The following is a 23,516-nucleotide window of genomic DNA, read 5'->3' as shown; positions in this document are numbered from 1 at the left end:
GCCATGTTCTCTGCCGTTCTGGTCGCCAATCGTGGCGAAATTTCCTGTCGCATCACGCGCACCCTGCACTCGATGGGCATCCGCTCGATCGCGGTCTACACGGAGCACGATCGTGATGCGAAGCACGTTCAGGTTGCGGATGCCGCAGTACTGATCGACAGCTACCTCTCGGTCGAATCGATCGTCGCCGCCGCCCATGCCGTAGACGGCATGCAGGCCGACGCGGTTCACCCGGGCTATGGCTTCCTCTCCGAAAATGCGTCTCTGGCAGAGGCCTGCGCCGCTGCCGGAATCACGTTTATTGGTCCGGGCGTTGAAGCGCTCGAGATTATGGGCGACAAGATTGCGTCGAAGAAGCACGTGACCGAGCGTGGCGTCGCCGTGATCCCCGGCATCGCTGAGCCGGGCATGACGAACGACGACCTGGTGGCCGCTGCCGCCGAGGTCGGGTTCCCGCTGTTGATCAAGCCGTCTGCCGGTGGTGGTGGCAAGGGCATGACGATCGTGCGCGAGCCTGATGCCGTTGCCGGTGCGCTCGACTCTGCTCGTCGCGTGGCCAGCGCCGCGTTCGGCGATGACACGCTCTTCCTTGAGCGCCTCGTGGAGAAGCCTCGGCACATCGAGGTGCAGGTGCTGGCCGATAGCCAGGGCACGATCATCCACTTGGGCGAGCGCGAATGTTCGCTGCAGCGTCGCCACCAGAAGATCATCGAAGAAGCTCCATCACCGCTGCTCGATGAAGCGACTCGTCAGCGCATCGGCGAAGCAGCCTGTGAGGTTGCGCGCAGCGTGAGCTACGTCGGTGCGGGAACCGTCGAGTTCCTCGTCTCCGACAATGCGCCCGACGAGTTCTTCTTCATGGAGATGAATACCCGCCTGCAGGTGGAGCATCCCGTCACTGAAATGGTCACCGGCATTGACCTCGTGGAGTGGCAAGTGCGAATCGCTGCCGGCGAGACGCTCACGGTGGAAACACCGGCGCTCACCGGTCACGCGGTCGAAGCGCGCATTTACTCCGAAGACCCCGCCAACGACTTCCTGCCCTCCGCCGGCCAGATCGTGCACCTGCACGAAGCTGGCGACGGCAGTGCGGCCAGTGCTGGCACGAGCCGCGCCAGCACGACGAGCCCAGCCGCAACCAACGTGCGCGTAGACAGCTCACTTATCCAGGGCGGCACCGTCTCGGCCAACTACGACCCAATGCTCGCGAAGGTCATCGCCCACGGCGCCACCCGCGCCGAAGCCCTCCACGCCCTCGACCGCGCCCTCGCCGACACCGTCATTCTGGGCGTCACCACCAACATCGAATTCCTCCGAGCCCTCCTCAACCGCGACGACGTACAAGCCGGCGATCTCGACACAGGCCTCATCGAACGAGCTCTTACCGAGATCGAGTTCGCCGCGCCAACCCCGGCGGTGCTCGCAGCGGCGGCTCTGAGCATCCATTCGGAACGCTGGATGCCGGGCTCACCCTGGCAGCAGCCCAGCGGCTGGCGTGTGGGGCAGCATCGCCCTGCCCGCTACCGTCTCGCGTGTGCGGGGCAGGTGCACGAGGTTCTGGTTGCCGGCCCGCCGAGCGCAGCGGAAGTCACGATCGACGGCACCACCACCCCGGCGCGCTTGACGAGCACCGGTGTCGAGTGGGGCGCCCAGAGCATCCGCCTGGCGATAGAAACAGTTGACGCCACGGTGTGGATTGGGCAGGTGGGCACTTCCTGGGCTCTCACTGCGCAGTCTCGCGCCGAGTCGCTCGCGGCCCACCGCGCCACTCTCGCGAGAGTCGCCGGTGTGGTCGATCCCGAGTTGCGTTCGCCCATGCCCGGCACGGTTGTGGCCGTGGCCGTAGCGAACGGAGACTCCGTGACTGCCGGTCAGACGGTGCTCACGATTGAAGCCATGAAGATGGAACACCCCGTTGTCGCGACCCTCGATGGGGTTGTCGACATCAGTTTGAAGCCTGGCGATCTGGTCACACGCGATCAGATCGTTGCCCGAATCGAATCGCCACAAGCGAGCACTGAAGGAGAAACCTCATGAGTCACGACGCTACCCGCGGCGAAATCACCCACCTCGGCCTCACCGATGAGCAGCTGAAGTTGAGCGCTGATGTGCGCGACTTTGCTGACAAGGTTGTGGCTCCGGCCGCGTATGAGTACGACACGAAGCGTGAACTGCCCTACGGCATCATCGCTCAAATGGGTGAGATGGGTCTCTTCGGTTTGCCGTTCCCCAAGGAGTTCGGCGGGCAGGGCAAAGACTACGTTTCGTTGTGTCTCGCGATTGAGCAGCTTGCTCGTGTTGACCAGTCGATCGCGGTGACGCTTGAGGCCGGCATCGGTCTTGGTGCGATGCCGATTTTCAAGCACGGTAGCGAAGAGCAGAAGCAGCAGTGGGTTCCGATGCTCGCGCGCGGTGAAGCTCTCGCGGGTTTCGGTCTGACTGAAGCGGATGCTGGCTCCGATGCTGCGGGAACCAAGACCACTGCCGAGCTCGTTGATGGCGAATGGGTTATCAATGGCACGAAGCAGTTCATCACTAACTCGGGCAGCGAGATCACGAAAGTCGTGACGGTCACGGCCGTTACGGGTCGTCGTGAGAATGGGCGTCCTGAGCTGAGCGCCATCCTCGTTCCGAACGGTACGCCCGGCTTCACGGTGCACCCGCCCTACGACAAGGTCGGGTGGCACACGTCGGACACGCACCCGCTGTCGTTCGACAACGTGCGGGTTCCCGAAGAGAACCTGATGGGGGAGCGCGGCCGTGGCTTCGCTAACTTCATTGAGGCTCTGGATGAGGGTCGCGTCGCATTCTCGGCACTCTGCACGGGTGCGGCGCAGGGGTGCCTGGAGGAGTCCATCCGTTACGCCAACGAGCGTCACGTCTTCGGTCGTTCTATCGGTTCGAACCAGCACATCGCCTTCAAGATTGCGCGGATGCAGGCCCGAGTTCACTCGGCACGCTTGGCAACCTACGACGCAGCCCGCAAACTGGTTGCCGGAGTTCCTTTCAAGATGGAGGCGAGCTTGGCGAAAATGATCAGCAGCGAGGCGGCCATGGATAACGCTCGGGATGCCACCCAAATCTTTGGTGGTTATGGCTTCATGAACGAGAACCCTGTCGCCCGCCACTACCGTGACTCAAAGGTGCTGGAGCTCGGTGAGGGCACCACTGAGGTGCAGATGATGGTCATTGCTCGTGAGCTGGGGTTCGCGACCCTATGACCGGCAAGCGTATTCAGCAGCGCGGTCTCTGGTTCGACGAGTTCGAGGAGGGCTCGGTTTATCTGCACGCTCCCGGCCGCACTGTCACGGAGGCTGACAATGTTCTTTTCACGACGATGACGATGAACACCCAGTCGCTGCACTTGGATGCCGCGTGGTCAGAGCAGCAGCCTTTTGGCCAGCGTTTGGTGAACTCGATGTTCACACTCTCGACGATGGTCGGAGCCTCCGTAGCTCAGCTGACGCAGGGCACGATTGTGGCGAATCTGGGCTTCACGGAGGTCAACTTTCCGCATCCGCTGTATCACGGCGACACGATGTATTCCGAGAGTGAGGTGCTGGAGAAGCGGCTGTCGAAGTCGCGCCCCGGCCAGGGAATCATTTCGTTGCGTCACACGGCCAAGAATCAGGATGGTGTTGTAGTGGCTGTTGCGACCCGTTCGGTGATGGTCTGGACTGAGGAGGGCGCACCGTGAGTTTCACTCTAGGGCCGTCGATTCTGTTTGTTCCGGGCGATCGCCCCGACCGTTATGCCAAGGCACTGGAACGCGCGGATGCCATCATCATCGACCTTGAGGATGCCGTTGCCAGTGTCGATAAGGCTGCGGCCCGCGCTGCGCTTATTGCTAACCCGATGGATCCGGCCCGCACGATTGTGCGACTGAATCCGGCCGGCACGGAGGATCACGATAGTGACCTCGAGGCGCTGGAGCAGACGGAGTATCGCACGGTGATGCTCTCCAAATCGGAGTCGGTTGCTGACTTCGATGCGCTCACTGACCTCGACGTGATCGCGCTGTGCGAGACGGCGCGGGGTGTTCTTGCGGCCACAAGTTTGGCGGCGCTGGATTGTGTGGTTGCCCTCATGTGGGGTGCCGAAGATCTGGTGGCATCGCTCGGTGGCTCGTCGTCGCGCGAAGATTCCGGCCCCTACCGTGGTGTCGCGTTGCATGCGCGCTCGTCGGTGTTGTTGGCGGCCGGAGCCTATTCGAAGGCTGTGATTGACGCGGTGCATCTCGATATCGCAGACCTAGGCGGTCTTGGTGCTGAGGCTCGGGATGCCGCTGCGCTCGGGTTCACGGCAACGGCCTGCATTCATCCCTCTCAGGTCGCTATTGTGCGCGAAAGTTATGCGCCCACGGTCGAGCAAATCGCGTCAGCCCGGGCACTTCTCGCCGCAGCGGAATCGCAGCCCGGAGTCTTTAGCTTCGAAGGTCGCATGGTCGACGGCCCCATCCTGCGGCACGCGGAGTGCGTGGTGGCGCGGGCAGGGTTGCGCGAGGGTTAGCTCGTCGAGCGAACCCTTACTCTGAGATGCTGCAAGTGTTTAGGCATACAACGTGCGGATCATCACGCGCGTGACGGGGTTGCTTTTCTCTCAATACGAATGCACACGCACAAAAGGCAAAATGGACACGATGAATTCGCTTGCATCTGCAGATAGATGTCGCGCCACGAAATTTGCGTGCGCAGTCGATTTCTAAGTTCCACTCCTCGTTGATTTGGGTGGTATTTATTTCGAGGTCAGGTAGTGAATCTCACTGTTGATGCGTTGAAGAGCGTCTTCGACCTCCAAGATCGTCACTTCACTACGAAGCCGTCCAAAGATTGGATACCCTGCGGCATCTGCCCTCTCTAGCCGTTTCGGCGCTTGATAGGTTTCAAGCACTCATTCGATAGCCGACGCGGAGTAGCGTTCGATTGCGCCTTCACCGCCACATAGAGTCGGCACGAATTAGGTCCTTGCCATATGGAGAACGACGGTGTCGAGCCAAACGCTGTTGAGCGCGGCGCTTGGCAAGGCATCCACAAACTCAGGCGTCTGTGCGTATCGGACTTTGGCTTGTGCTCGGTGGGTAATTGCTTCACGTTGATTACGCTCTCTCCAAGCAGGACCGAAGATGGTCGCCATAGCACTTGAAATCCCCACCAGAGCAGCACCGGCGCTGCTAAGTAGCGCTACAAACACGAGCTCATTCACGAGCCATATTTTGGCTGTTTCAACCCGTTGCAGCTCGCGCACTCATGTGCATACAGCGTCGAGCGGGCAGCTCGCAAAGCCGCTGAGCGACAATCGCTTTCAACCTAGCGCCCTCGATAGAGCGCGATCCTTGAGTGCCTTGACCCCCGACAGCACCTCGATTCTTACGGGGGCAAATAGACGGATCCGAGGATCATGAATTTTCTACGATCCATTCCGCTCGGGCTAATAGCTCGTCGAAGGTGATGATTTCTGGCTCGTGGAGATTTCGACGGTACAGCTCAAAGGACGTGATCTGTTCTGAATTATGACCGCCCTGTTCGTTCGTGAACTCACCAAGCCTGCCCGCGATCAAAAAGGCCCGAGGTCTCACCAAATACGAAACCTCGTCAGTCTCAAACCCATTCTCATCGCTTTTGCGCAATCGGCTCCCGATCTGTTCGACCGCTCGATGGACGGTTACTTGAGATTGAGAAACTCCGCCAGCAAGCTCCTTAGACGGAGGCCATACACCAGAGCGGTATTCAGGTCTGGCTAAGAGCTGGGTGCGATGGTGTTTGATCTCTGCAAAGACCAAAGATTTGATGAGTCCATTAGTTTGAAGAAGCGCATCTGCACGCTTTCCAACCGCAGCAATTGAGTACCCTGCAACTACTTGTTCCAACTTTGAGTCTGACCAAGATGTGAAGAGCTGTGCCCCAAGCCCGATGCCGAGAACCCATAGGTTTGATTCAAAGAATCGCTGCCAGACGGCTTCTTTCCCCACCTGTCCTTGAGCTAGAGCATCGAAATAGGAATCGTCGGCGAGCAACTTACGAAATTCTGTCAGGGCGCTTCTGCGCCCTTCCAGCGCAACTATGTCGCGCGCGTTTGCATCGGACGCAACCATCATTCGAAGCTGGTCGGATCCAGAATTATAGACCCGCTGAATTGAGGCCGGATCGTTGATCAATTGTGTCAGCATCTCGTCGTCGATACGAGTCCCCTCGGACGCACCAGCGGGTTCAACTAGCATCAGCCGACGAAAGAACTCGGCCATCCGGATTGCATCGTCGCGCCGCACCCTGAGCACCTCTTTTACAGGGCCGATAACGCCCGCTGCTGGCACGCGTTGAATCCAGAGATCGACAAGCTGTCCGGCCTCCCGGGAGATAAGAATCTTGATTTGGGTTCGAGAGCTCTCGCCCGCCTCTACCGTCCATTCTTCGCCAGTTCGGATTAGGGTCGAAGCAGCACCGTCATCGTCAAAGACTTCGTAAACGAAGCGACTAGGTTTCCCGAAATCTTTCGAGTGTGGATTGCCATTTTCAAAGCTCTTCGAGACGTAAGTGCGGCCGGGGATCCGCGATTGCGCAAAACCTGCTTCGATGAAAGGGGAATCAGAAGCTGATTCAAAATCCGACTCGGTGGGCATGGGGCCTTCTTTTCTAAACGTAAGTTGCATTCGCTTTCAGGATATCGAGTTGGTCATTCAGCTACTTAGACCACTTCGGGGGTGGTCGCTGAGGTACCAAGGGGAGGGCTTTCCTTCATGCTAAGAACGATGTGTTCGTTCTTGTGGCATCGTCGGGTATCGCCTTCTGCGAGGCGGTTGCATCTGGACACAGTGATTAAGCAAAACTGAGTAGCTCCTCGCGCTCGTATCGGTCTCGCGAACACGCTTGGCGCTAGAAATCAACATGATTGCGATCGGCGTCCTCTGGAAAAGTTGGGTCGAACGCTAACTGCAATTGCTTCTGCCTTAGGCAAGAATGATTCCGTGGCTAACATCGAACAACTTGCTGTCAACGCGGTAACTGACCTCATAGGCCGCTGCCCGAAGTTGTCTGATTACATCGCGTCGAATGATCGGACGCCCGTGACCGATGGGCACATTGACGTTCATAGCAGTGAGAAGAAGAGCAATTCCACTCTTGTAGGACGCGTGCCAATCCAGGTCAAGGGCAGGGCGACTGATAAGAAGATCAAGCAGCGAAGAGACAGCATAAAATTCCCGGTGAATTACGAAGTGCTGCGGTTCCTTCGAGACGACGGCGGCGGCATCTATTTTTACGTTTCGATGCTACCGGACGGGACGAAGCGCACTGTGTTCTACGCTGTGCTCGCGCCGTACAAGATCGACAGAATATTGAACGGAAAAGGCCTCGATCAGAAGTCGTTCTCCATACCATTCAAAAGATTCCCCCAAGATGCCTCGAAGATTCAAACAATTGTGGGATATGCGTTAGAAGGTCGCAATCAAGGCAAGACGTCAGGCTTCGACGGCAATCTTCTTGAGCAGATGCAGAGCCTCACTATTTATTCGGTGGACGGTATAAACGCTGACCGGCCTACGGTTCTCAATTTGGAGCAGAATGATTTTGCGGTAACTGCTCATACAGCCGGAGGGCTTAGCCTCCCCGTAGATATCGATCTCACGGTCTATCCCGGGAGTTACGCATCCCAAGGACTTGAAGTTGCAATTAGCTGTGGAGAAATCGAATACCTTGACCCGATGATCCAGTTTTCTGACGAGAATACAGGCTGTATTCAGTTCTCTAAGGGACTGGCTCTCAACTTCATCGGTGGAGCGAACCACTCATTGGAAACGAGTATCGCTCTCAATCTCGAGGGAAGTGTAAGAAGCCAGTTGAAAGATTTGGACTTTTTCCTTGCAGCGCGACGTGGAATGCCTCTCGTCATTGACGGGGTCGCTCAGGCATTATTTAGCGCCACGGATGAACTTAAGGGGCAGCCTGAAATACTCCGCGACAAGATAGCTCGGTTGATGGAGCTCTTCGACGCCTTCGGGCTAGACGACACCTATATTGATGCTCTGGAGCTCACGGCCGACGACAAACGCACCTTGCTCACGCTCCACAAAGCTATTGTTCGGGGCGAAGAGGTGGAAGCGACCTCGGACGGCATCGGTCGCTACGATTTTCCAATCGGAAAATTCAAGATCGTCACACTCGTCACGAACGGCTCGACCGAAGGCCATAAGCGGATCATTGACCCGTTTGACCCCGGAATGCGGGCGAAGCTTCGCATTTACAGTTCAGTCGGTGATAGCGCGGTCGAGGAAGCCGAGTGGGGGACTGTCTACGAGCCGATGAACGGCGAAGACTTGGCCAACACAATGAACCTTCGTCTGAACGGCATCGTGCGGTCATATGAGATGTTGGAAGATCGTCAGGGGGCTATTAGCACTGCTAATCAAAAGACGCTCGATCTGATAGCCGCTGCGGACTCGGTCGAGGGGGCTCGCCGTGACTACCTACTAGACGGAGCTAACACGCTCTGCGAATGGACGGTCGCGTGTGGCGAAGACACTTTGGTCTACAAGATTAATTTGTGGCAGATAGCTCGGCGTCGGGGCAGATTATCGGCGCAGGATAAACGTGACATCCGAACCTATCGACGCACAGAGCAGCAGAGTAGTGCCGATAACGCAAAACTTCGAGAAGCATGCCTTTCGATCTTGTTAGAGGATTACGAAGAGCTAGATCTCGCGCTAGAGAGCTTTACAGAAGCTGATCTGGCGCAGATTCGCAGCTGGCCAATTTGGACACTGTTCGCCCTTTCCTGAGCAACGTACTCTCGACGCGACCAGGGCATATCGTACGGGGTCTTTTGACCGCAGGCTGGCTGTTTCCCTCGACAGGAGCGACCGGTGACAACGACAAACCGTCAGCGGTCGAGTTCATCTAAGCGGAAAAGCGTAGAGCTGTTGCTGGCGTTGGGGCCGCGGAAGATGCTGTCGGCGTTGTGCGCCCAAACAAAGACCGGGCGCTTCTCAGAACACAAGCCGTCGACAACCAGACAAATAGCCTAGTTGGTCTGCCAACTTTCGAAGATGGAGCACCCCAACTCCACGCCTTAGCGATCAAGGTTTGGATATGCACGTGCACCCAAAGCTGCTGTCCCCAAGTCTCTGGGCGCTGATCTTTCCGCAGCGACGACATTTCGTGAGGTGTGGATCGTCGCGAAGTGACGGTGCAGTTAGCGGCCCCAAATAGTCGAATCCATTGTCGTCGAGGTGTGACTCGGCTTCGCTAAACGACGTGGGTGTTAGGTATGACGAGTTCCCTCGCGCCTCAATAGCCCAATATCGCCAGTAACAAGCGCGGCAGGTTCGCTCATTCCAGCTGTTCTTTTCCAGAGTGTAATTGAACCGGTAGTGCGCCTGAACAGCGCACGTGAGGCACTCAGTGAGCTGCCAGTCGTCGGGATGAGTGAAAGTCTCCAAAGGACGGAGTCCGCCAACGAGTTGAATCTCCTCGACATGGGATACACACCATGTCGGTTTCTTTCGAGTCTTGAATGCTGCTGTCGATTCGCAGCCCTCAACCGAGCAAACTTGTTCGGTTGGCACCGGGTTTCGACGCAGAGGTTTCGGAGGTGATACCGGCTTTGGTCGCTGTAGCGGTTGCCGCTCAGTGGTGCCAACGCCCCGACTTCTAATTGAACCGGATGGCGGTGTGTGTGACTCGCCGTCCGCGCTTCGGGGCTCGCTCGCGTTGAGAATCACCTCCGCGCCATCGAGTCGGTTTCCGTCGAGGCAGCGAAGGAAATCATCCTCGGTCATCACCTCAATCTCCTGCCCCTTGTCTTGCAACTCGAAAGCCTTCCGTGCTTTGCCCGTTACGTTCGATCCTGGGCGTAAGGACGCTACGTTGATATCTCCGACCACGAGGACGTTTGTCCGTTTTGTGGTGTTCTGTTCGGGGATTGCGCCGGCTTTAGCGCATTCCTGCCGAGCCGCATCACGGGTCATTGAGATCAGGGCCCCTGTGAAAACCACAACTCGGCCGTAGAGGTAGCCGCTTGGGTCGGCGTCCACATTTACTTCGATAGGGGAAAAGCCGCGGTCGCCAGCGTGGTCGGCCACGCAACCGCGGTAGCCGCCGGTAGATAAATGACCTACACGAACGCCTACGCTCGCAGCGAGGCTAGAAATGTCGGGGGATTCTTGTCGCGTCGCGAGTCGACCTATAATCTCGACCACACCCATCGCATCCGAGAGGGCATCATGGTGGTTCTCCAACTCGAAACCCAGCGCCGCGGTTACAAAGGGGAGTCGGTACGAGGGCAACGCCAGGGCCCGGCGAGCCATGACGAGGCTACAAAGGAATTGAGTTTCGGGCCATTCGATTCCGTCTACTTCGCACGCGTAGCGGATAACCCCGAGGTCAAAGGCTGCGTTGTGAGCGACAACCACGTCGTCACCGATGAAATTGACTATCCCCGGAAGCGTTTCTCTCCATCTAGGGGCGTCAGCTACCATCTCGGCGGTGATCCCGTGAATCGCTGTGTTCCAGGCATCGAACCAATCAGCGCCTTCAGGCGGGTGGATCAACCAGTGTTGCGTATCGACTACCCGCCCGTCACGGACTTTAATAAGCCCAACCGAGCAGGGAGAGCCGCGAAACGAATTAGCCGTTTCAAAATCAATCGCAGTGAAATCGAGCATCAAACCTACTTTGAGAGAGTTTCCACCAGATGTGTGGCACAGAGATTTTTACCCGTTCGCGGACGAACGCAACGGTGCCGCTGTCTCGACTCTATGACATCGTTGAGCGGTTTTCAGCATCTAGGAGTTGGTGCGTCGCGCCTTCGATGCGCTCACAGAGCTCGACGTGATTGCTCTGTGCGAGACGGCGCGGGGTGTGCTCGCGGCGACAAGTCTGGCGGCGCTGGATTGCGTGGTTGCCCTCATGTGGGGTGCCGAAGATGTGGTGGCGTCGCTCGGCGGCTCGTCGTCCCGCGAGAATTCCGGCCCCTACCGTGGTGTCGCGTTGCATGCGTGCTCGTCGGTCCTGCTGGCGGCGGGAGCCTATTCGAAGGCTCTGATTAATGCGGTGCATCTCGACATCGCAGACGTTGAGGGTCTCGGTGCGGAGGCTCGGGATGCCGCTGCTCTCGGGTTCACGGCCACGGCCTGCAGTCATCCCTCTCAGGTCGCTATCGTGCGCGAAAGTTATGCGCCCACGGTCGAGCAAATCGCGTCAGCACGAGCACGTCTCGCCGCCGCGGAATCGCAGCCCGGAGTCTTCAGCTTCGAGGGTCGCACGGTCGACGGCCCCATCCTGAGGCACGCGGAGTGTGTGGTCGCGCGGGCGGGGTTGCGCGAGGGGCAGCCATTCGCGGCAGTTTCATTTCCCGCGCAGATGGATCGACTAGCCCGCGAACGAATTCGTCATTGCGGTCACATAGGTGGCTCACGCGGCCCCAAGACCCGAATAAGTTCGGCCCTTCAGCTGACTGTAGACTCGCTCGACAAAGGACGACTCGCGAAGTCGAATGGCAAGAAAGTCGGCTGCACGAGGCAGGATGCTTGTAAAACAGCTTCCGCTTCTTCAGGCGCGAGAAGTCGGCTCTTTGTGGAGACAGCGAGGCTACGAGCAGTGGTGGGAGATAGACCCCCTTTATGGGGAAAACTCTAGATATAGATAGCTGATTTCGACTGCGTGTTGGAGGATGAGCAGATGGTGAATCAAGTGATCGTGCGCAGGCGCCGGTCGGAAGAGCCTGTCTTTGAAGCGATTTCGAACGAAGGCTCAGCACCTCCGCTTTCTTTCGAAAACTCGGCATCGGGTATTTATGTGCCACGCTTGGGTTCTGACGACCTGATTTACATCGCGGCATTTGCGAAGTCCGTTGGGTACCTCGTAGACGAATTCGCGGTTGTGGGCCGTCATGGAGCGCCGCTTGAAGAACGCGCCGCTGAGCTAGTCTCAGCGAGCCTCATCGGCAATCTCGCGTCCGGCGCTAACTATGCCGCAACCATATTCTCTCGTGAATATCCGGGGCACTTCGTGGCAGGTCTTGTGCTCACCTCGCCAGATATGCATTCGCTCACCGTCCGGCGTCTGGGGGTGATCGAGTCGGATTTGCCTTCGCTTGCCACAGATTTCCTGTCCTCAGCTTGGAAGCAGCTCCAGTTCGCATGAGCCCTGTATTGAAGGCAGCGCTAATTCATGCTGCACAGCTCGCAGTCGCAGTATTTGTGACAGTTTTCTGCGAGCCTCGGGCAACAGAAATTTTCCCTGAAGCTCCCGCTTGGGCTGTGCTCGCAGGCCTCGCGATAGCGTCCGCGTTGCTCGTCGAGTTCATCAGCATCCTGATTTTCGGGCGGCCCGTCATGGAGCTTGTGTGGCGATTGGAACAAGATCCGACTCCTCTTTTTGAAATTCAGGCCGACATGCCTACAAGTTTGCGCTACTCAGTTCAGGCGACGTTGACCGGCGGGAGCTACCTGACGAGGTTCATGGTGCTTTCACTGATCGATTCCGATGCTGTTATTTCCGTTCGTTTTCCCTCTTCGCCCGCCAAAGTCGTAGTCGATCGGGCACCGCGCGATCCGAAAACCGAACGAATGCGCGCTCGGCCCAATGACGGAAACGGATTCGACTTGGAACTTGCGAACACCACGCGCCCTAAGAGCTTGTGGACGTGGGCGGAAGTAAGGTTTGAGACCGCAGCTCCGGGGCTGAATGGACTAACAATCGACACGATTTACAAATGCTCAAGTTCCGGCTTCCGCCATCGTTTCTCTGCCAAGGTGTTGAGGGTCAATTCAGAAGTGAAGATAGCGAAGTTCCGGAGCGTGTAGTGGCAACCATTAGTACAGGCCGAGTCAGCATCACACCGATGCGAGCCACGACCTCGGCGACCCTTAACCAAATCTGTGCGCAGTTGGGTAACAATCCTCCGGTTGTGGCGTCGCTCTCACCCGGCTGGGCAATCTTCGACGAGACCGACGCTGGGATTGGCGTTATTGGCGGTTCGCCGAGCAATCTTGCACACCCGCACATATACCCGCAAGACGGTGCGCACCCAGAACGGCTAATTGCTCGCTACTACCACTGGGTGCACGACGCTTCACGCGAAGCGGTTCTAGCTGCCGCCGGTATCTCGCCCACGCTGTTCGAGACCCATCGTCTCGAAGCCGTCGATTTTGTTTTCAGTGAAGAAAACTCTTCCAACGACTACTTGGTGCTCGCATCGACCCGGACCGAAAGCGAGCTAAACCCACCGATTGCCTCGGTGTTGAACGCTATGCTGTCCATCGATCCATCCTCTGAATTTGATTCCATAACGCAGTCGGCGATTCACGTTGGTGGTAGCGATTTCTTCTTGTGGATGGTTGAACGCCGAACGACCAACCCAGTGGTTGATGCGAACCTAACTATTGCTTCAATCACTGGTATTGAGACCCGCGACAATCGAGCCCGCCAAAACTTGTTGAGAGACGAGATCGATGGCGACAGAGCCAACTTTCTCACTGCAGTCGCTGATGGGCACGACCTCGGCCCTATCCGGTTCACGATTCGTATCCCGTCGATCCCGGCGAAAATTTCTCTCACTTTGTGGGCTGATGGCTCTTTCACTTTACTTCTGAGTGGTACGCATTACGCAGTAAAAGCGGGCGTACAAAATGAGTCCCTTCAAGCCGTCTATGATTTGGCTTACGTTCATCTTCCAAGATTGATCGCTTTCTACCGTGCTGACACCGACTGGACGACTTCGAGACGGCTTGCTTATCGCACCCAAGCAAGATTGAAACTCGAAATTCGGTACTCAGCAGTTGCGGCTGTGCCCGCGATAGCCCCGTAGCTCGCTATGCTCCAATTGCAGCTCTCAAAACTCATTCCTGAGCTTGCGGATCCACAATTCTTGAGCGCTAACCTCAATTCTAGCCCGCTTTGCGCGAGGTAGGAATCCCCATAGCGATTAGCTCAGATGCGCTAACCATGGCCTGCGCAGCCCGGTCTAAGCGCACCCAGATTTCAGCATCGTGGAGCGACGGTAATTCGAGCATGTTGAAGGTTGCCTACGTGCGCTAAACCCAGCCGCCACGCGCATTCGGGTTCACTTGAAAAGACATATGACGCATGGCAGGCAGCGTGTTTGCGCTACTGGCCGCAGGTATTCGCGCACCCGAAAGCTGTTTCAAGAGGCTGGTTAGGTGTTCGATGGCACTCTCAAGGTCGGGCTACTCCGAACCCCGCACCGCCTCAAACCATCGACCCAAGATCCGACCCGGTCGTCGGGTAGGCGGCGGTTGTCGACTTGATTTGGCGGGTGGTGAGGCCGTTCTTCATGGCGAGAGCGATCGTATTGGCGAGTTCGGCATAGTCGTGGCCGAGGAGGTGGGCGCCGATGATGCGGTCGGTGCTCTTGTCGACCAGAATCTTTGTCGCGCCAGTCGTTTCACCAATGCGGTAGTTGGAGAACCATCCGCTCGTGTCGGTGAAGCGCACGTCAACGTCGAGTCCGCTCTCCTTGGCCTCGTGCTCGAGCATGCCGACTCTAACGAGCTCCGGAATGGTGAACACCGCAGTGGGAATGGCGCTGTAATCCGGTGTCGCCGAATTTGGCTTCAACATGTTGGATGCCGCGATCTTCGCCTCGAACACCGCTACCGGTGTCAGCGGCATCCCAGGGGTATCTGCAGCATCGCCAGCCGCATAAACATCCGGATTGGTGGTGCTCTGAAGGTGCTCCGAAACCTGGATGCCGCGAGGCCCGAAGGCGACATTGGCCGCTTCGAGATTCAGGCGACTGAGGTCTGCGGTGCGCCCGGCACCGTGCACGACGAGGTCAACATCCATCGTGGACTCCGTGCCACCCTGTTGGGTCGTGACGCGGAAACCTTGGGCGAGCTTCTCGACGCTCGTAATGGTCGTTTCGCGCTGCACCGCGAGGCCAGCGCTCTCGCCACGCTTGAGCAAGAGTTCAACGAGGTCGGGGTCAAAACCCTTCAGCGGGATGCGGCCGCGGTCGATTACTACCGGGGTGCTTCCCGCGCGGGCAGCGATGTGCGCAAACTCGAACGATACGAAGCCGCCGCCAATGAACGCAATCCGTCGCGGAAGCTCGGGGAGGTTGAGAAAGCCGGTGCTGTCGATGAGGTGTTCGTGGCCGGGAAAGTCCAGCTCGCGGGGCACCGCACCGGTAGCGATCAAGAACTTGTTCGCCTGAAACTTCGTGCCGTCGATCTCGATGTGGTTGGTATCGATGAACGTCGCGATGCCGTGCAGGGTGTCAACACCGGCCGCCTTGAGGCTCTTCTCCATGCTCTCGGGCACCGGATCGGTGAAGCCGTGCTTGTGCTGCATGAGGTCGGCCCAGTTGACGCTCAGGTCATCCGCGTTGATTCCCTTGTCCGCGAAGAGGCGGGCAGAATCGACGATCTCTGCCGCACGCCGAAGGATCTTCTTGGGGTCGCATCCACGAAGCGCACACGTGCCGCCATAGGGGAGTGCATCCACGATTCCGACGTGCCACCCGCGTGACGCCGTCTTCTTCGCGGCGGCAATGCCAGCCATTCCGGCGCCGATTACGAGCAAGTCATAGTTGTTGTCACTCATGGCTGTTCAACTTCTCTCGCAGCTGGTCAACGGTGGGTGCGCCGGCAAAGCCATCCGGGGTGATGTAGCGGCGGCAGGCAAGCCCGACCGGGGCATCCGGCTGGGCAAAGGGATCCACACCATCGAAGAGGATGCTCGGCGACCCGCGGAACCCCACGCGCTCAGCTTCTTCGACCGTGTCGACCAGGTGTCGCGACACCGTGATCTCCGGGAACTCTTGTACGAGTTCGGTGATGTGCTGATCGGCAACCTTCCAGTTGGGGCAGCCCTCGAAGTATTGCAGCGTGATTTCCATACCTTCACCGTAAACGAGAGAACAAACATCCAATATCACCTTTAGAGGGGCTAAAGTTGATTTAGCACACCAGTCACCCACGTTAGGAGCAGTTCTCATGGCCTTTTACATCGACCTGCTCTGGAATCCACACGATGCCGCCCACCTCAGTCGCAAAGACCGAGCGCCGGGCCACTACCGTGCCTACGTGCCCGACGAACTGGGGGAGCAGCTTCCCCCTATCGGCCACGAAGCGCAGCAAGCGGCAGAAGATGCGCTCGCGGTTCTCGCCCGCGCCGACGAGAGAATCGGTGCTCGCGGTGGGTACCTCAACCACCTGCTGATCCGCTCCGAAAGCATCTCCTCATCCTGGATCGAAGGCAACCGGGTCACCCCCAAGAAACTCGCGATCGCCGAATTGCTCCAGCACGGCACCCGTGTCGCCTTGGATGTTGTGGGCAACGTCCGTGCCACCGAGGAAGCAATCGACTCCCTAGCCGACCGGGAGCGCCCCGTCACGACGGCTGACATCGAACATCTACAGCACGTGATTGAACCCGGGCTAGACGCGGGATTGCGCACCGAGCAAAACTGGGTCGGCGGATCCGGCTGGAGTCCGCTTCGCGCCGACTTCGTGCCCCCGCCGGAATCTGAAGTGCGACGGCTCGTCGATGATCTCAGCCGTTTCGTGACCGCAACACACGGCAACCCTGTCGTGCGCGCGGCGATCGCCCATGCGCAATTCGAAACCATTCACCCCTTTATTGACGGCAACGGCCGAACCGGGCGTGCCCTCATCCACACTGTCCTTCGCCGCACGGATGCTCTCAGAAACACCCTCATCCCCATCAGCACGGTCTTTGCCGGCGACGTCAACGACTACATAGCCGGGCTCACCGCATTCCGACAAGACCCACCCCGAGTGGATGACTGGATCATCGCATTCGCTAACGCGGCCGAGCTTGCCGCGGCAAACGCAGTGCGACTCTCCGATGACATCGCCGCGCTCGATAATGAAATCCGAGACACGCTCGTCAGGTATCGACAAGTCGAAGGTGTCTCACCCGCGACACCCCGCCGCGATGCCGTCATCCTGCGGATCCTCGACGCGTTGGCTACGGAACCCGTGCTCACGATAGAAACGGTGGCTGCGCGGCACCAAGTTTCTCTCGCCGCAGCACACCGAGCACTCGTACAGCTCGCGGAGGCTGGCATCCTCGGCCGCAACAAGGACCACAAAGGCAAGTTGATTTGTTGGACTGCCGACCGACACCTCGCGCTCGTCGCGCTCACCGAACGCAGCAACCGAGTCGGAGGCGGAGACACCGAACACCAACGCCCGCGCCGCGGACCCGACGCGCCAGACCCCACGCAGACCGGGTTGCTGCGAGCGAACCCGACACCTCGCGCGACCCGAGCGTGAAGTCGAGCGTCACCCCGGAACTCTTTGTGCTACCTTTTTGCTACAAGTTGTACTAGTTTAGTGGCACAACAACACGCAACGGGAAGTGGGCATCGTGTTCTGGGACAGATTTGATTCACGCAACTTTTTTGAGATTTTCGGGTGGGCGCTATCAGTGCCGCTATTTTCTCTAATCCTCGCGGTCTTTGTCATCGGGGCGTTCGTCCTGCTCGGTCGGCTAAAAAACGCTGGAGGTCAGTCAGGCTCCCGCTCAGATTCCGCCGTCGCCATCCCGGCGGAATATGAGGTCGAGCGCCGAACGCTCGGCATCGGCGCGATCGCCGTAATTGGCATGTTCGCCGTTGAATTCGTGGTGCGCGGCTTTCTGCTCAACTTGTCAGATACCGTCGACTGGTGGCGTTACGCGACGCCTCTGCTCACCGCGGTGCTTATTCTCGCGGTAGTGCTGTTCCAGATCGCTTCGCGCAAAACCGTTGCTCCCGCGCGTCCGGTCGTGGCAACGGCCCGCCGAACCTGGCTGAGCTTCGGCCCTCGTGCAGGCATCATTGGCGCCGGCGCGCTCGTCGCGGCATTCGTCGCAACAACCCTCGCAGCGGGGGCAGCATCGTCGCCGGACGATCGCGGACGATACATCTACATCGAGCTGGTCGCAGCGAACACAACGATCGATCCGTTGCGCTTCTGGTTCTACGGATGGGCCTACGGCATCCCGGTCATCATCTGCGTTGGCGCACTCGCCATCATGGCGTGGTTGACGCTTCGTGCGAATGCCCTACGCCCCTTTCGGATGCCAGAGAACACCGGCATGGAGCGACGTGCACGTGGACAGATTGCGGCTGGCATCACCAGCATCTCGACCGCGGCGATGCTGCTCGCGTTAGGCGGCGCCTTCCGGCTGATCAGCAATGCCAGAGGTCCCTGGGGGCTCACGATCAATGGCGACCCTCACAGTGAGCCCTATGAAATGACGTGGCATTACGCCAACCTCGCTGCTGCCGCAGGGTGGGTAGCGCCGTTGCTCGAAGTCGCGGCGTTTGTGCTCCTCCTTATTTCCGCGCGTCGGCTGCTTCGGGCTCACCCGCGTCGGCAACCGAGCGAGAACGCCGTAATTGCCGAGGTAGTGTGATGAGCGAGCAGGCTGGCGCAGTGCCCGCCGATGAGGGCAGCCCTGCGCAGGAAATCTACCGGCAATTTCGCGGGCTAATTACCTCAGGCCAGCTCGGTTCCGGAGAACGCCTGCCCACCGTGCGCCAAACCGCGAACGATTTCGGGGTTGCTCCCGGCACAGCGGCAAAAGCCTACAAATTTCTCGAGCGCGACCAACTCGTCGTCACGCGCACCGCGGCAGGCACGCGAGTCTCGGAGACAGCAGCGGTGCTGCCGGCATCCGTTGTTCGTCGCATTCGTGATCTCACCGCCGAAGCGGAAGAGGCAGGTTCCGACTTGGCCGACGTGATCAGCGTGCTCCGCGTCATCTGGAACAAAGAAGTGGACGCCCCGTGAACGGCGTCCACAGGTAGTCCGGACGATGACGGAGGCGTGCTGGTGAGCGCCACAGCCACGCTCAGAATTCGTAAATCTCAGTGAGCTCATCTGACAGCAGCACCGTGTGCGGAAGATCGCGCAGAGCGTCGGCATCAACCGAGATGCCTCGGAGCTGTGCGGCCTCGGCATACGCTTCCCATGGGAAGGAGTCGGGATTCTCGCGGTCATCATCGCGCACTAGAGCGAGAACTTCATTGATCACGTCGGCTGCGGGCTGTTTCCGCGACACGACGTCGCGGCGGCCATGATGAAAGCCAGTCACCCCACGATCCATATCGAGGCGGATCATCGAATCGTCGGAGAGACGTAAATACTGGGTCATCTTCATGCTCATGTGCGGCCCGGTGTTCTCTGGAACAGGCTCATCGAGTTCGCACATGATGACGAGACCGGTCACCGACAGCGAGCGCATCGACTTGAATTTAGAGATTCTCTCACCTATGCTGTGAAGACCGAACGTCGTCGCGTGCCGCGCACATAACGACCCCACAAACAGAGTATTGCGCTCACCGCCATCGGCCGTGAGCGATATGCCTGTGGCTAATCTTCAAACGTGTTGACCATGGCGTGCGCGGCACGGTCGAGGTATGCCCAGATTTCGGCATCGTAGAGCGGCGGTAGCTCGAGGGTGTCGAGGGCGTTGCGCATGTGATGTAACCAGCGGTCACGGGCATCCGGGTTCACCTTGAAGGGCATGTGGCGCATGCGCAGGCGGGGGTGTCCACGTTCCTGGCTGTACGTGTTCGGGCCGCCCCAATACTGTTCCAAGAAGCCCGTCAGGCGCTGGATGGCACCCTCCAGGTCGGGCTGCTCCGGGTACATCGGCAACAGAACCTCGTCCGTCGCGACGCCAACATAGAACTCGCGCACGAGCTTCTCGAACGTGTCGCGACCGCCGATGAGTTCCCACATCGAATCGGCCGGAGCATCTGGAGTCACCGCCGGCTTCGCAATCAGGCGAATTTTCGGCAGCTTCGTGGCGGCAGCATTCGTCGCAGCAGCATCGCTTGTCGGCGCGGCGCTATCAGTGGGCTCTGCCGTGTTTTCAGACCCGGTCACGTTCTCAGCTTCAGTCATTTCTTGGGCTTCTCCTCGCCAAAGTTCAGCGGCACCGGACGCGTGCGCGGCGGACGCGCACCACGAACGCTCGCAGCACCATCGAACCCACTCAACACGATCGAGTTCAATGCGGGAAGTTTGACACCCATCTCATCGAGAGACTTCTTCAAGCGCGCCCGCAACTCGCGAGCAACATCATCCTTAGTGGCGGATGCCGTCTTCACCACCAAACGAACAACCACGGCTTCATCCGAAATGGACTCGATGCCCCAAATCTCGGGCACCTCCAAGATACGGGTAGTCCACTTGGGAGTCTTCGACAGGTCGACTGCCGTCTTCAAAATCTGCTCCTGTACGGCATCCACATCAGAGTCATACGGCACAGCAAGATCGATAATCACGCGCGCCCACCCCTGCGACATGTTGCCCACGCGGGTGATCTCGCCGTTGCGCACAAACCACAGGGTTCCGTTCACATCGCGCACCTGGGTGGTGCGGATGTCGACCGACTCCACGACACCCACCGCCGGCCCGAGGTCAACAATGTCGCCAACGCCCAACTGATCCTCGGCCACCATAAAGAGACCGTTCAGCACGTCCTTGACCACGTTTTGGGCGCCGAAACCGAGACCAGCACCGGTCGCCGCCGTGATGAGAGCGAAGGCGCCAGTGGCGTTGGGGGCGAAGAGATCGAAGAGCAACAGCAGCACGACGATGACGATGACGACCGACACGAGGCTCGAGAGCACCCCACCAAGAGTGCGGGTGCGCTGCACCACACGTACTGCGGCGAGGGGAGAGGTCAGCAGAACTTGAGTGTCGTGAATGTTCTCTTTGTGCTTCACGCCGTTCACAACGCGGTCGACGACACGCTTGATAATGAACAGCAGAACGAGGCGCACAAACCACGCCACCACGATGATGACGACAGCCGAGACGAGATTCTTAATGACCGGCCATGCCTCAAAAAAGGCAGCAACGCTGTCGCGCAAGCCGCCCAGAGTGAAATCTTCCATGCTCGGAGCCTAGCGAGTGACTTCTGTGTAGTCACCGCTAGGCCCCAGCATGCCCGCCGTGAGGCGGCTGAAAGGGGTTAGGAGTTGTCGCGAGCCTGAACTACCAGCGCGCGCTCAACACCCGCAAGGTTTTCCACGATGATGCGGCGCAGGGCCGGAACATCGGGGTTCGCCTCGAGCCAGGCGTTCGTGGCATCCACGAGTCCCTGGTTTGCCAGCGGTGCCGGGTAGAGGCCACGCAGAACCGTCTCGGCAATCGCGTAGCTGCGGTTGTTCCACACATCGTTGATCGCCTCGAAGTACGGAGCCACGAAAGCTTCCAGCACAGCGGGGTCGTTCACGTGGGTGTAGCCCATGGTCACGTTGCGCACGATCGCGTTCGGCGCCTTGTCGCTCTTCACGAGTGAATCAAACGCAGCCTGCTTGCCCGCTTCGGTCGGAATCGTTGCGCGTACCCGAGCCGCAGCCTGCTGGCCGTTTGCCGTCTTGTCGTTGGCGAGAGCCTCATCCACTTCAGCATCGCCGGCAGCACCGTTGAGCACGAGGCCCTCCAGCAACTCCCAGCTCAAGTCAGTGTCAATCTCGAGACCCTCAAGCGTGGTCGAACCGCTGAGCAGAGCGCGAAGCACCGTGACGTGCTGTTCGGTGGAGGCCACATTCGCGAAGTACTTCACGAACTGGAACTGAGCATCCGATCCAGCCTCAGCGCTCTGATCGAGAGCCCAGAGCGTGTCGCCGATCTTCTCAACCGTGGCCGCACGACGCTCAGGAGCAACGTACTGCTTAGCAACCAGAACCAGCTGCGCGAGCGTGGTGCGGATGGTGGTCGACTCGGTCTCCGAAGCAATGTTGCCGAGAACCAGGGCAACATAATCGCTGGCCGGAGTCTCAGAATCACGAGCAGCATCCCACGCGGCACCCCACACGATGGCGCGAGCCAGCGGGTTAGTGATGTCCGAGAGGTGCTCCATGGCCACAGCCAACGATGCGTCATCGAGACGGATCTTTGCGTAGGCGAGGTCGTCATCGTTGATCAGGATGAGGTCGGGGCGCTTCGTGCCCACGAGCTCAGGAACCTCGGTGCGCTCACCCTCGACATCGATCTCGATGCGGTGGTGGCGAACAAGCTTGCCGTCCTCCAGCGAGTAGTAACCGATAGCGAGACGGTGCGGGCGAATCGTGGGGTAATCGTCGGCTGCGGTCTGAACGATTGCGAAGCTTTCGACGGTTCCGTCTTCGGCGGTCACAACATCCGGACGCAGCGTGTTCACGCCAGCGGTCTCAAGCCACAGCTTGCTCCACTCCATGAGCTCGCGGCCACTGGTCTTCTCCAGTTCAACGAGCAGATCCTTGAGCTCGGAGTTGCCGTAGGCGTGCTTCTTGAAGTACGCCGCAACGCCGGCCATGAATGCTTCGAGGCCGACCCAGGCAACGAGCTGCTTGAGAATCGAGCCGCCCTTGGCGTAGGTGATGCCGTCGAAGTTGACGAGAACATCATCGAGGTCGTTGATCGAGGCGTAGACGGGGTGAGTCGACGGAAGCTGATCCTGCTTGTAGGCCCAGCTCTTCTCCATGGCCGCGAAGGTGGTCCACGCTTCGGTCCACTCGGTAGCTTCAGCGGTCGCGATGGTGGAAGCCCACTCGGCGAACGATTCGTTGAGCCACAGGTCGTTCCACCACTTCATGGTGACGAGGTCGCCGAACCACATGTGAGCCAGTTCGTGCAAGATCGTGACAACGCGACGTTCCTTGATGGCGTCGGTCACCTTCGAGCGGAACACGTAGGTCTCGGTGAACGTGACAGCGCCCGCGTTCTCCATGGCACCCGCGTTGAACTCGGGCACGAACAGCTGGTCGTACTTGGGGAAGGGGTACGGGTACTGGAAGTGCTTCTCGAAGTACTCGAAGCCCTGCTTGGTCTTCTCGAAAATGTAGTCAGCATCGAGGTACTCGCTCAGCGAAGCACGCGTGAAGATGCCGAGGGGGATGACGCGGCCATCGCTCGAGGTGAGCTCGTCGCGAACCTCGACATACGGGCCCGCCACGATCGCGGTGATGTAGCTCGCCATGATCTGAGTGGGTGGGAACTCCCACGTGGCATTTTCGCCATCCACCACAGGCTCGGGCGTGGGCGAATTGCTGATCATGGCCCAGCGTGCCGGCGCGGTCACCGTGAACTGGAAGGTCGCCTTGAGGTCAGGCTGCTCGAACACAGCGAAGACGCGACGCGAATCCGGCACCTCGAACTGCGAGTAGAGGTACACCTCTTCGTCAACCGGGTCAACGAAGCGGTGCAGACCCTCACCGGTGTTGGTGTATTCGGCATCCGCCACAACCTCAAGAACGTTGTTCTCCGCAAGGTTGTCGAGCTGGATGCGCACACCATCGTTCACGGCAGCAACATCAAGTGCGGTGCCGTTGAGCGTGACCGAGTCAACCGTGCGGGTGATCGAATCAATGAAAGTGGATGCGCCAGCAGTGGCAGTAAAGCGAACAGTCGTGCTGCTCTTAAACGTCTCAGGACCCGTTGTGAGGTCAAGCGCAATCTCATAGCTGTCTACGTTGACAATCGCTTTGCGTTCTTGCGCTTCAACTCGGGTGAGGTTCTCTCCGGGCACGTACAACTCCTTCGTGTTGGGGCG

General features: G+C 58.9%; 20 protein-coding genes. 12 read left to right on the top strand and 8 right to left on the bottom strand.

Annotation, left to right across the window (positions count from 1 at the left end):
- The first annotated feature begins 3 nt into the window (after positions 1 to 3).
- From I6E56_RS03190 to I6E56_RS03175, 4 genes are read left to right on the top strand one after another with little or no spacing between them, the layout of a single operon-like run.
- Positions 4 to 2,037 (top strand): biotin carboxylase N-terminal domain-containing protein, encoded by a 2,034-nt coding sequence (locus tag I6E56_RS03190; protein ID WP_231606223.1) that lies wholly within the window; start codon positions 4 to 6, stop codon positions 2,035 to 2,037.
- A complete protein-coding gene (locus tag I6E56_RS03185) occupies positions 2,034 to 3,221 on the top strand; it encodes an acyl-CoA dehydrogenase family protein (RefSeq protein WP_197135991.1) in 1,188 nt (395 codons plus the stop codon). The genes I6E56_RS03190 and I6E56_RS03185 overlap by 4 nt, the downstream gene beginning before the upstream one ends.
- On the top strand, positions 3,218 to 3,697 hold the full coding sequence (locus tag I6E56_RS03180) for a MaoC family dehydratase (RefSeq protein ID WP_197135989.1): 480 nt from the start codon (positions 3,218 to 3,220) through the stop codon (positions 3,695 to 3,697). Before I6E56_RS03185 ends, I6E56_RS03180 begins: the two co-directional genes overlap by 4 nt.
- Entirely contained in the window at positions 3,694 to 4,509 is an 816-nt protein-coding gene (locus I6E56_RS03175) for a CoA ester lyase (RefSeq protein WP_197135988.1), read from the top strand. The genes I6E56_RS03180 and I6E56_RS03175 overlap by 4 nt, the downstream gene beginning before the upstream one ends.
- Positions 4,510 to 5,395: 886 nt before the next feature.
- On the opposite strand, the gene I6E56_RS03170 is transcribed toward I6E56_RS03175, so the two are convergent.
- Positions 5,396 to 6,616 (bottom strand): Shedu immune nuclease family protein, encoded by a 1,221-nt coding sequence (locus tag I6E56_RS03170; protein ID WP_197135986.1) that lies wholly within the window; start codon positions 6,614 to 6,616, stop codon positions 5,396 to 5,398.
- Between the two features lie 345 nt (positions 6,617 to 6,961).
- Between I6E56_RS03170 and I6E56_RS03165 the strand changes: the two genes are divergently transcribed.
- Positions 6,962 to 8,770 carry a hypothetical protein gene (locus I6E56_RS03165; protein ID WP_197135984.1) on the top strand — a complete coding sequence of 603 codons (1,809 nt, stop codon included), beginning with the start codon at positions 6,962 to 6,964 and terminating at the stop codon, positions 8,768 to 8,770.
- Between the two features lie 297 nt (positions 8,771 to 9,067).
- Here I6E56_RS03165 and I6E56_RS03160 read toward each other — a convergent pair whose 3' ends face one another.
- Positions 9,068 to 10,654 carry an exonuclease domain-containing protein gene (locus tag I6E56_RS03160; RefSeq protein ID WP_231606222.1) on the bottom strand — a complete coding sequence of 529 codons (1,587 nt, stop codon included), beginning with the start codon at positions 10,652 to 10,654 and terminating at the stop codon, positions 9,068 to 9,070.
- A gap of 130 nt (positions 10,655 to 10,784) precedes the next feature.
- Here I6E56_RS03160 and I6E56_RS15390 point away from each other — a divergent pair, with 130 nt between their 5' ends.
- The 4 genes from I6E56_RS15390 to I6E56_RS03140 all read left to right on the top strand — a co-directional run bounded on the left by I6E56_RS15390 (position 10,785) and on the right by I6E56_RS03140 (position 13,800).
- Positions 10,785 to 11,627, top strand: a complete 843-nt coding sequence (locus I6E56_RS15390; RefSeq protein ID WP_374061309.1) for a CoA ester lyase — start codon at positions 10,785 to 10,787, stop codon at positions 11,625 to 11,627.
- Between the two features lie 42 nt (positions 11,628 to 11,669).
- Positions 11,670 to 12,134 carry a hypothetical protein gene (locus tag I6E56_RS03150; RefSeq protein WP_197135980.1) on the top strand — a complete coding sequence of 155 codons (465 nt, stop codon included), beginning with the start codon at positions 11,670 to 11,672 and terminating at the stop codon, positions 12,132 to 12,134.
- Positions 12,135 to 12,250: 116 nt separating this feature from the next.
- Entirely contained in the window at positions 12,251 to 12,796 is a 546-nt protein-coding gene (locus I6E56_RS03145) for a hypothetical protein (RefSeq protein ID WP_197135978.1), read from the top strand.
- Positions 12,796 to 13,800, top strand: a complete 1,005-nt coding sequence (locus I6E56_RS03140; protein WP_197135977.1) for a hypothetical protein — start codon at positions 12,796 to 12,798, stop codon at positions 13,798 to 13,800. The genes I6E56_RS03145 and I6E56_RS03140 overlap by 1 nt, the downstream gene beginning before the upstream one ends.
- A 401-nt stretch (positions 13,801 to 14,201) precedes the next feature.
- Here I6E56_RS03140 and I6E56_RS03135 read toward each other — a convergent pair whose 3' ends face one another.
- Entirely contained in the window at positions 14,202 to 15,557 is a 1,356-nt protein-coding gene (locus I6E56_RS03135; protein WP_197135976.1) for an NAD(P)/FAD-dependent oxidoreductase, read from the bottom strand.
- Positions 15,550 to 15,852 (bottom strand): thioredoxin family protein, encoded by a 303-nt coding sequence (locus tag I6E56_RS03130; RefSeq protein WP_197135975.1) that lies wholly within the window; start codon positions 15,850 to 15,852, stop codon positions 15,550 to 15,552. The genes I6E56_RS03135 and I6E56_RS03130 overlap by 8 nt, the downstream gene beginning before the upstream one ends.
- A gap of 97 nt (positions 15,853 to 15,949) precedes the next feature.
- Between I6E56_RS03130 and I6E56_RS03125 the strand changes: the two genes are divergently transcribed.
- The 3 genes from I6E56_RS03125 to I6E56_RS03115 all read left to right on the top strand — a co-directional run bounded on the left by I6E56_RS03125 (position 15,950) and on the right by I6E56_RS03115 (position 18,757).
- Entirely contained in the window at positions 15,950 to 17,254 is a 1,305-nt protein-coding gene (locus tag I6E56_RS03125; RefSeq protein WP_197135974.1) for a Fic family protein, read from the top strand.
- A gap of 154 nt (positions 17,255 to 17,408) precedes the next feature.
- Positions 17,409 to 18,380: a hypothetical protein gene (locus tag I6E56_RS03120; protein ID WP_197135973.1), complete on the top strand. Its 972-nt coding sequence runs from the start codon at positions 17,409 to 17,411 to the stop codon at positions 18,378 to 18,380.
- Positions 18,380 to 18,757 carry a GntR family transcriptional regulator gene (locus tag I6E56_RS03115; RefSeq protein ID WP_197135972.1) on the top strand — a complete coding sequence of 126 codons (378 nt, stop codon included), beginning with the start codon at positions 18,380 to 18,382 and terminating at the stop codon, positions 18,755 to 18,757. The genes I6E56_RS03120 and I6E56_RS03115 overlap by 1 nt, the downstream gene beginning before the upstream one ends.
- A gap of 61 nt (positions 18,758 to 18,818) precedes the next feature.
- Here I6E56_RS03115 and I6E56_RS03110 read toward each other — a convergent pair whose 3' ends face one another.
- From I6E56_RS03110 to pepN, 4 genes are all read right to left on the bottom strand, one after another.
- Positions 18,819 to 19,211, bottom strand: coding sequence for a hypothetical protein (locus I6E56_RS03110; RefSeq protein WP_197135970.1), 393 nt, complete (start codon positions 19,209 to 19,211; stop codon positions 18,819 to 18,821).
- A 128-nt stretch (positions 19,212 to 19,339) separates the two neighbouring features.
- The gene (locus I6E56_RS03105; RefSeq protein WP_100389287.1) at positions 19,340 to 19,711 is read right to left on the bottom strand and encodes a globin; all 372 of its coding nucleotides are present in this window, start codon (positions 19,709 to 19,711) and stop codon (positions 19,340 to 19,342) included.
- 161 nt (positions 19,712 to 19,872) lie between these two features.
- Positions 19,873 to 20,874 carry a mechanosensitive ion channel family protein gene (locus tag I6E56_RS03100; RefSeq protein WP_197135966.1) on the bottom strand — a complete coding sequence of 334 codons (1,002 nt, stop codon included), beginning with the start codon at positions 20,872 to 20,874 and terminating at the stop codon, positions 19,873 to 19,875.
- Between the two features lie 77 nt (positions 20,875 to 20,951).
- Positions 20,952 to 23,492 (bottom strand): aminopeptidase N, encoded by a 2,541-nt coding sequence (pepN, locus tag I6E56_RS03095; RefSeq protein ID WP_197135964.1) that lies wholly within the window; start codon positions 23,490 to 23,492, stop codon positions 20,952 to 20,954.
- Positions 23,493 to 23,516: the final 24 nt, after the last annotated feature.

It is taken from the genome of Salinibacterium sp. NK8237 (assembly GCF_015864955.1).
GTDB lineage: Bacteria > Actinomycetota > Actinomycetes > Actinomycetales > Microbacteriaceae > Rhodoglobus.
The sequence above is the reverse complement of the archived record's forward strand: the minus strand, read 5'-3'. Positions and strand labels throughout refer to the sequence as shown.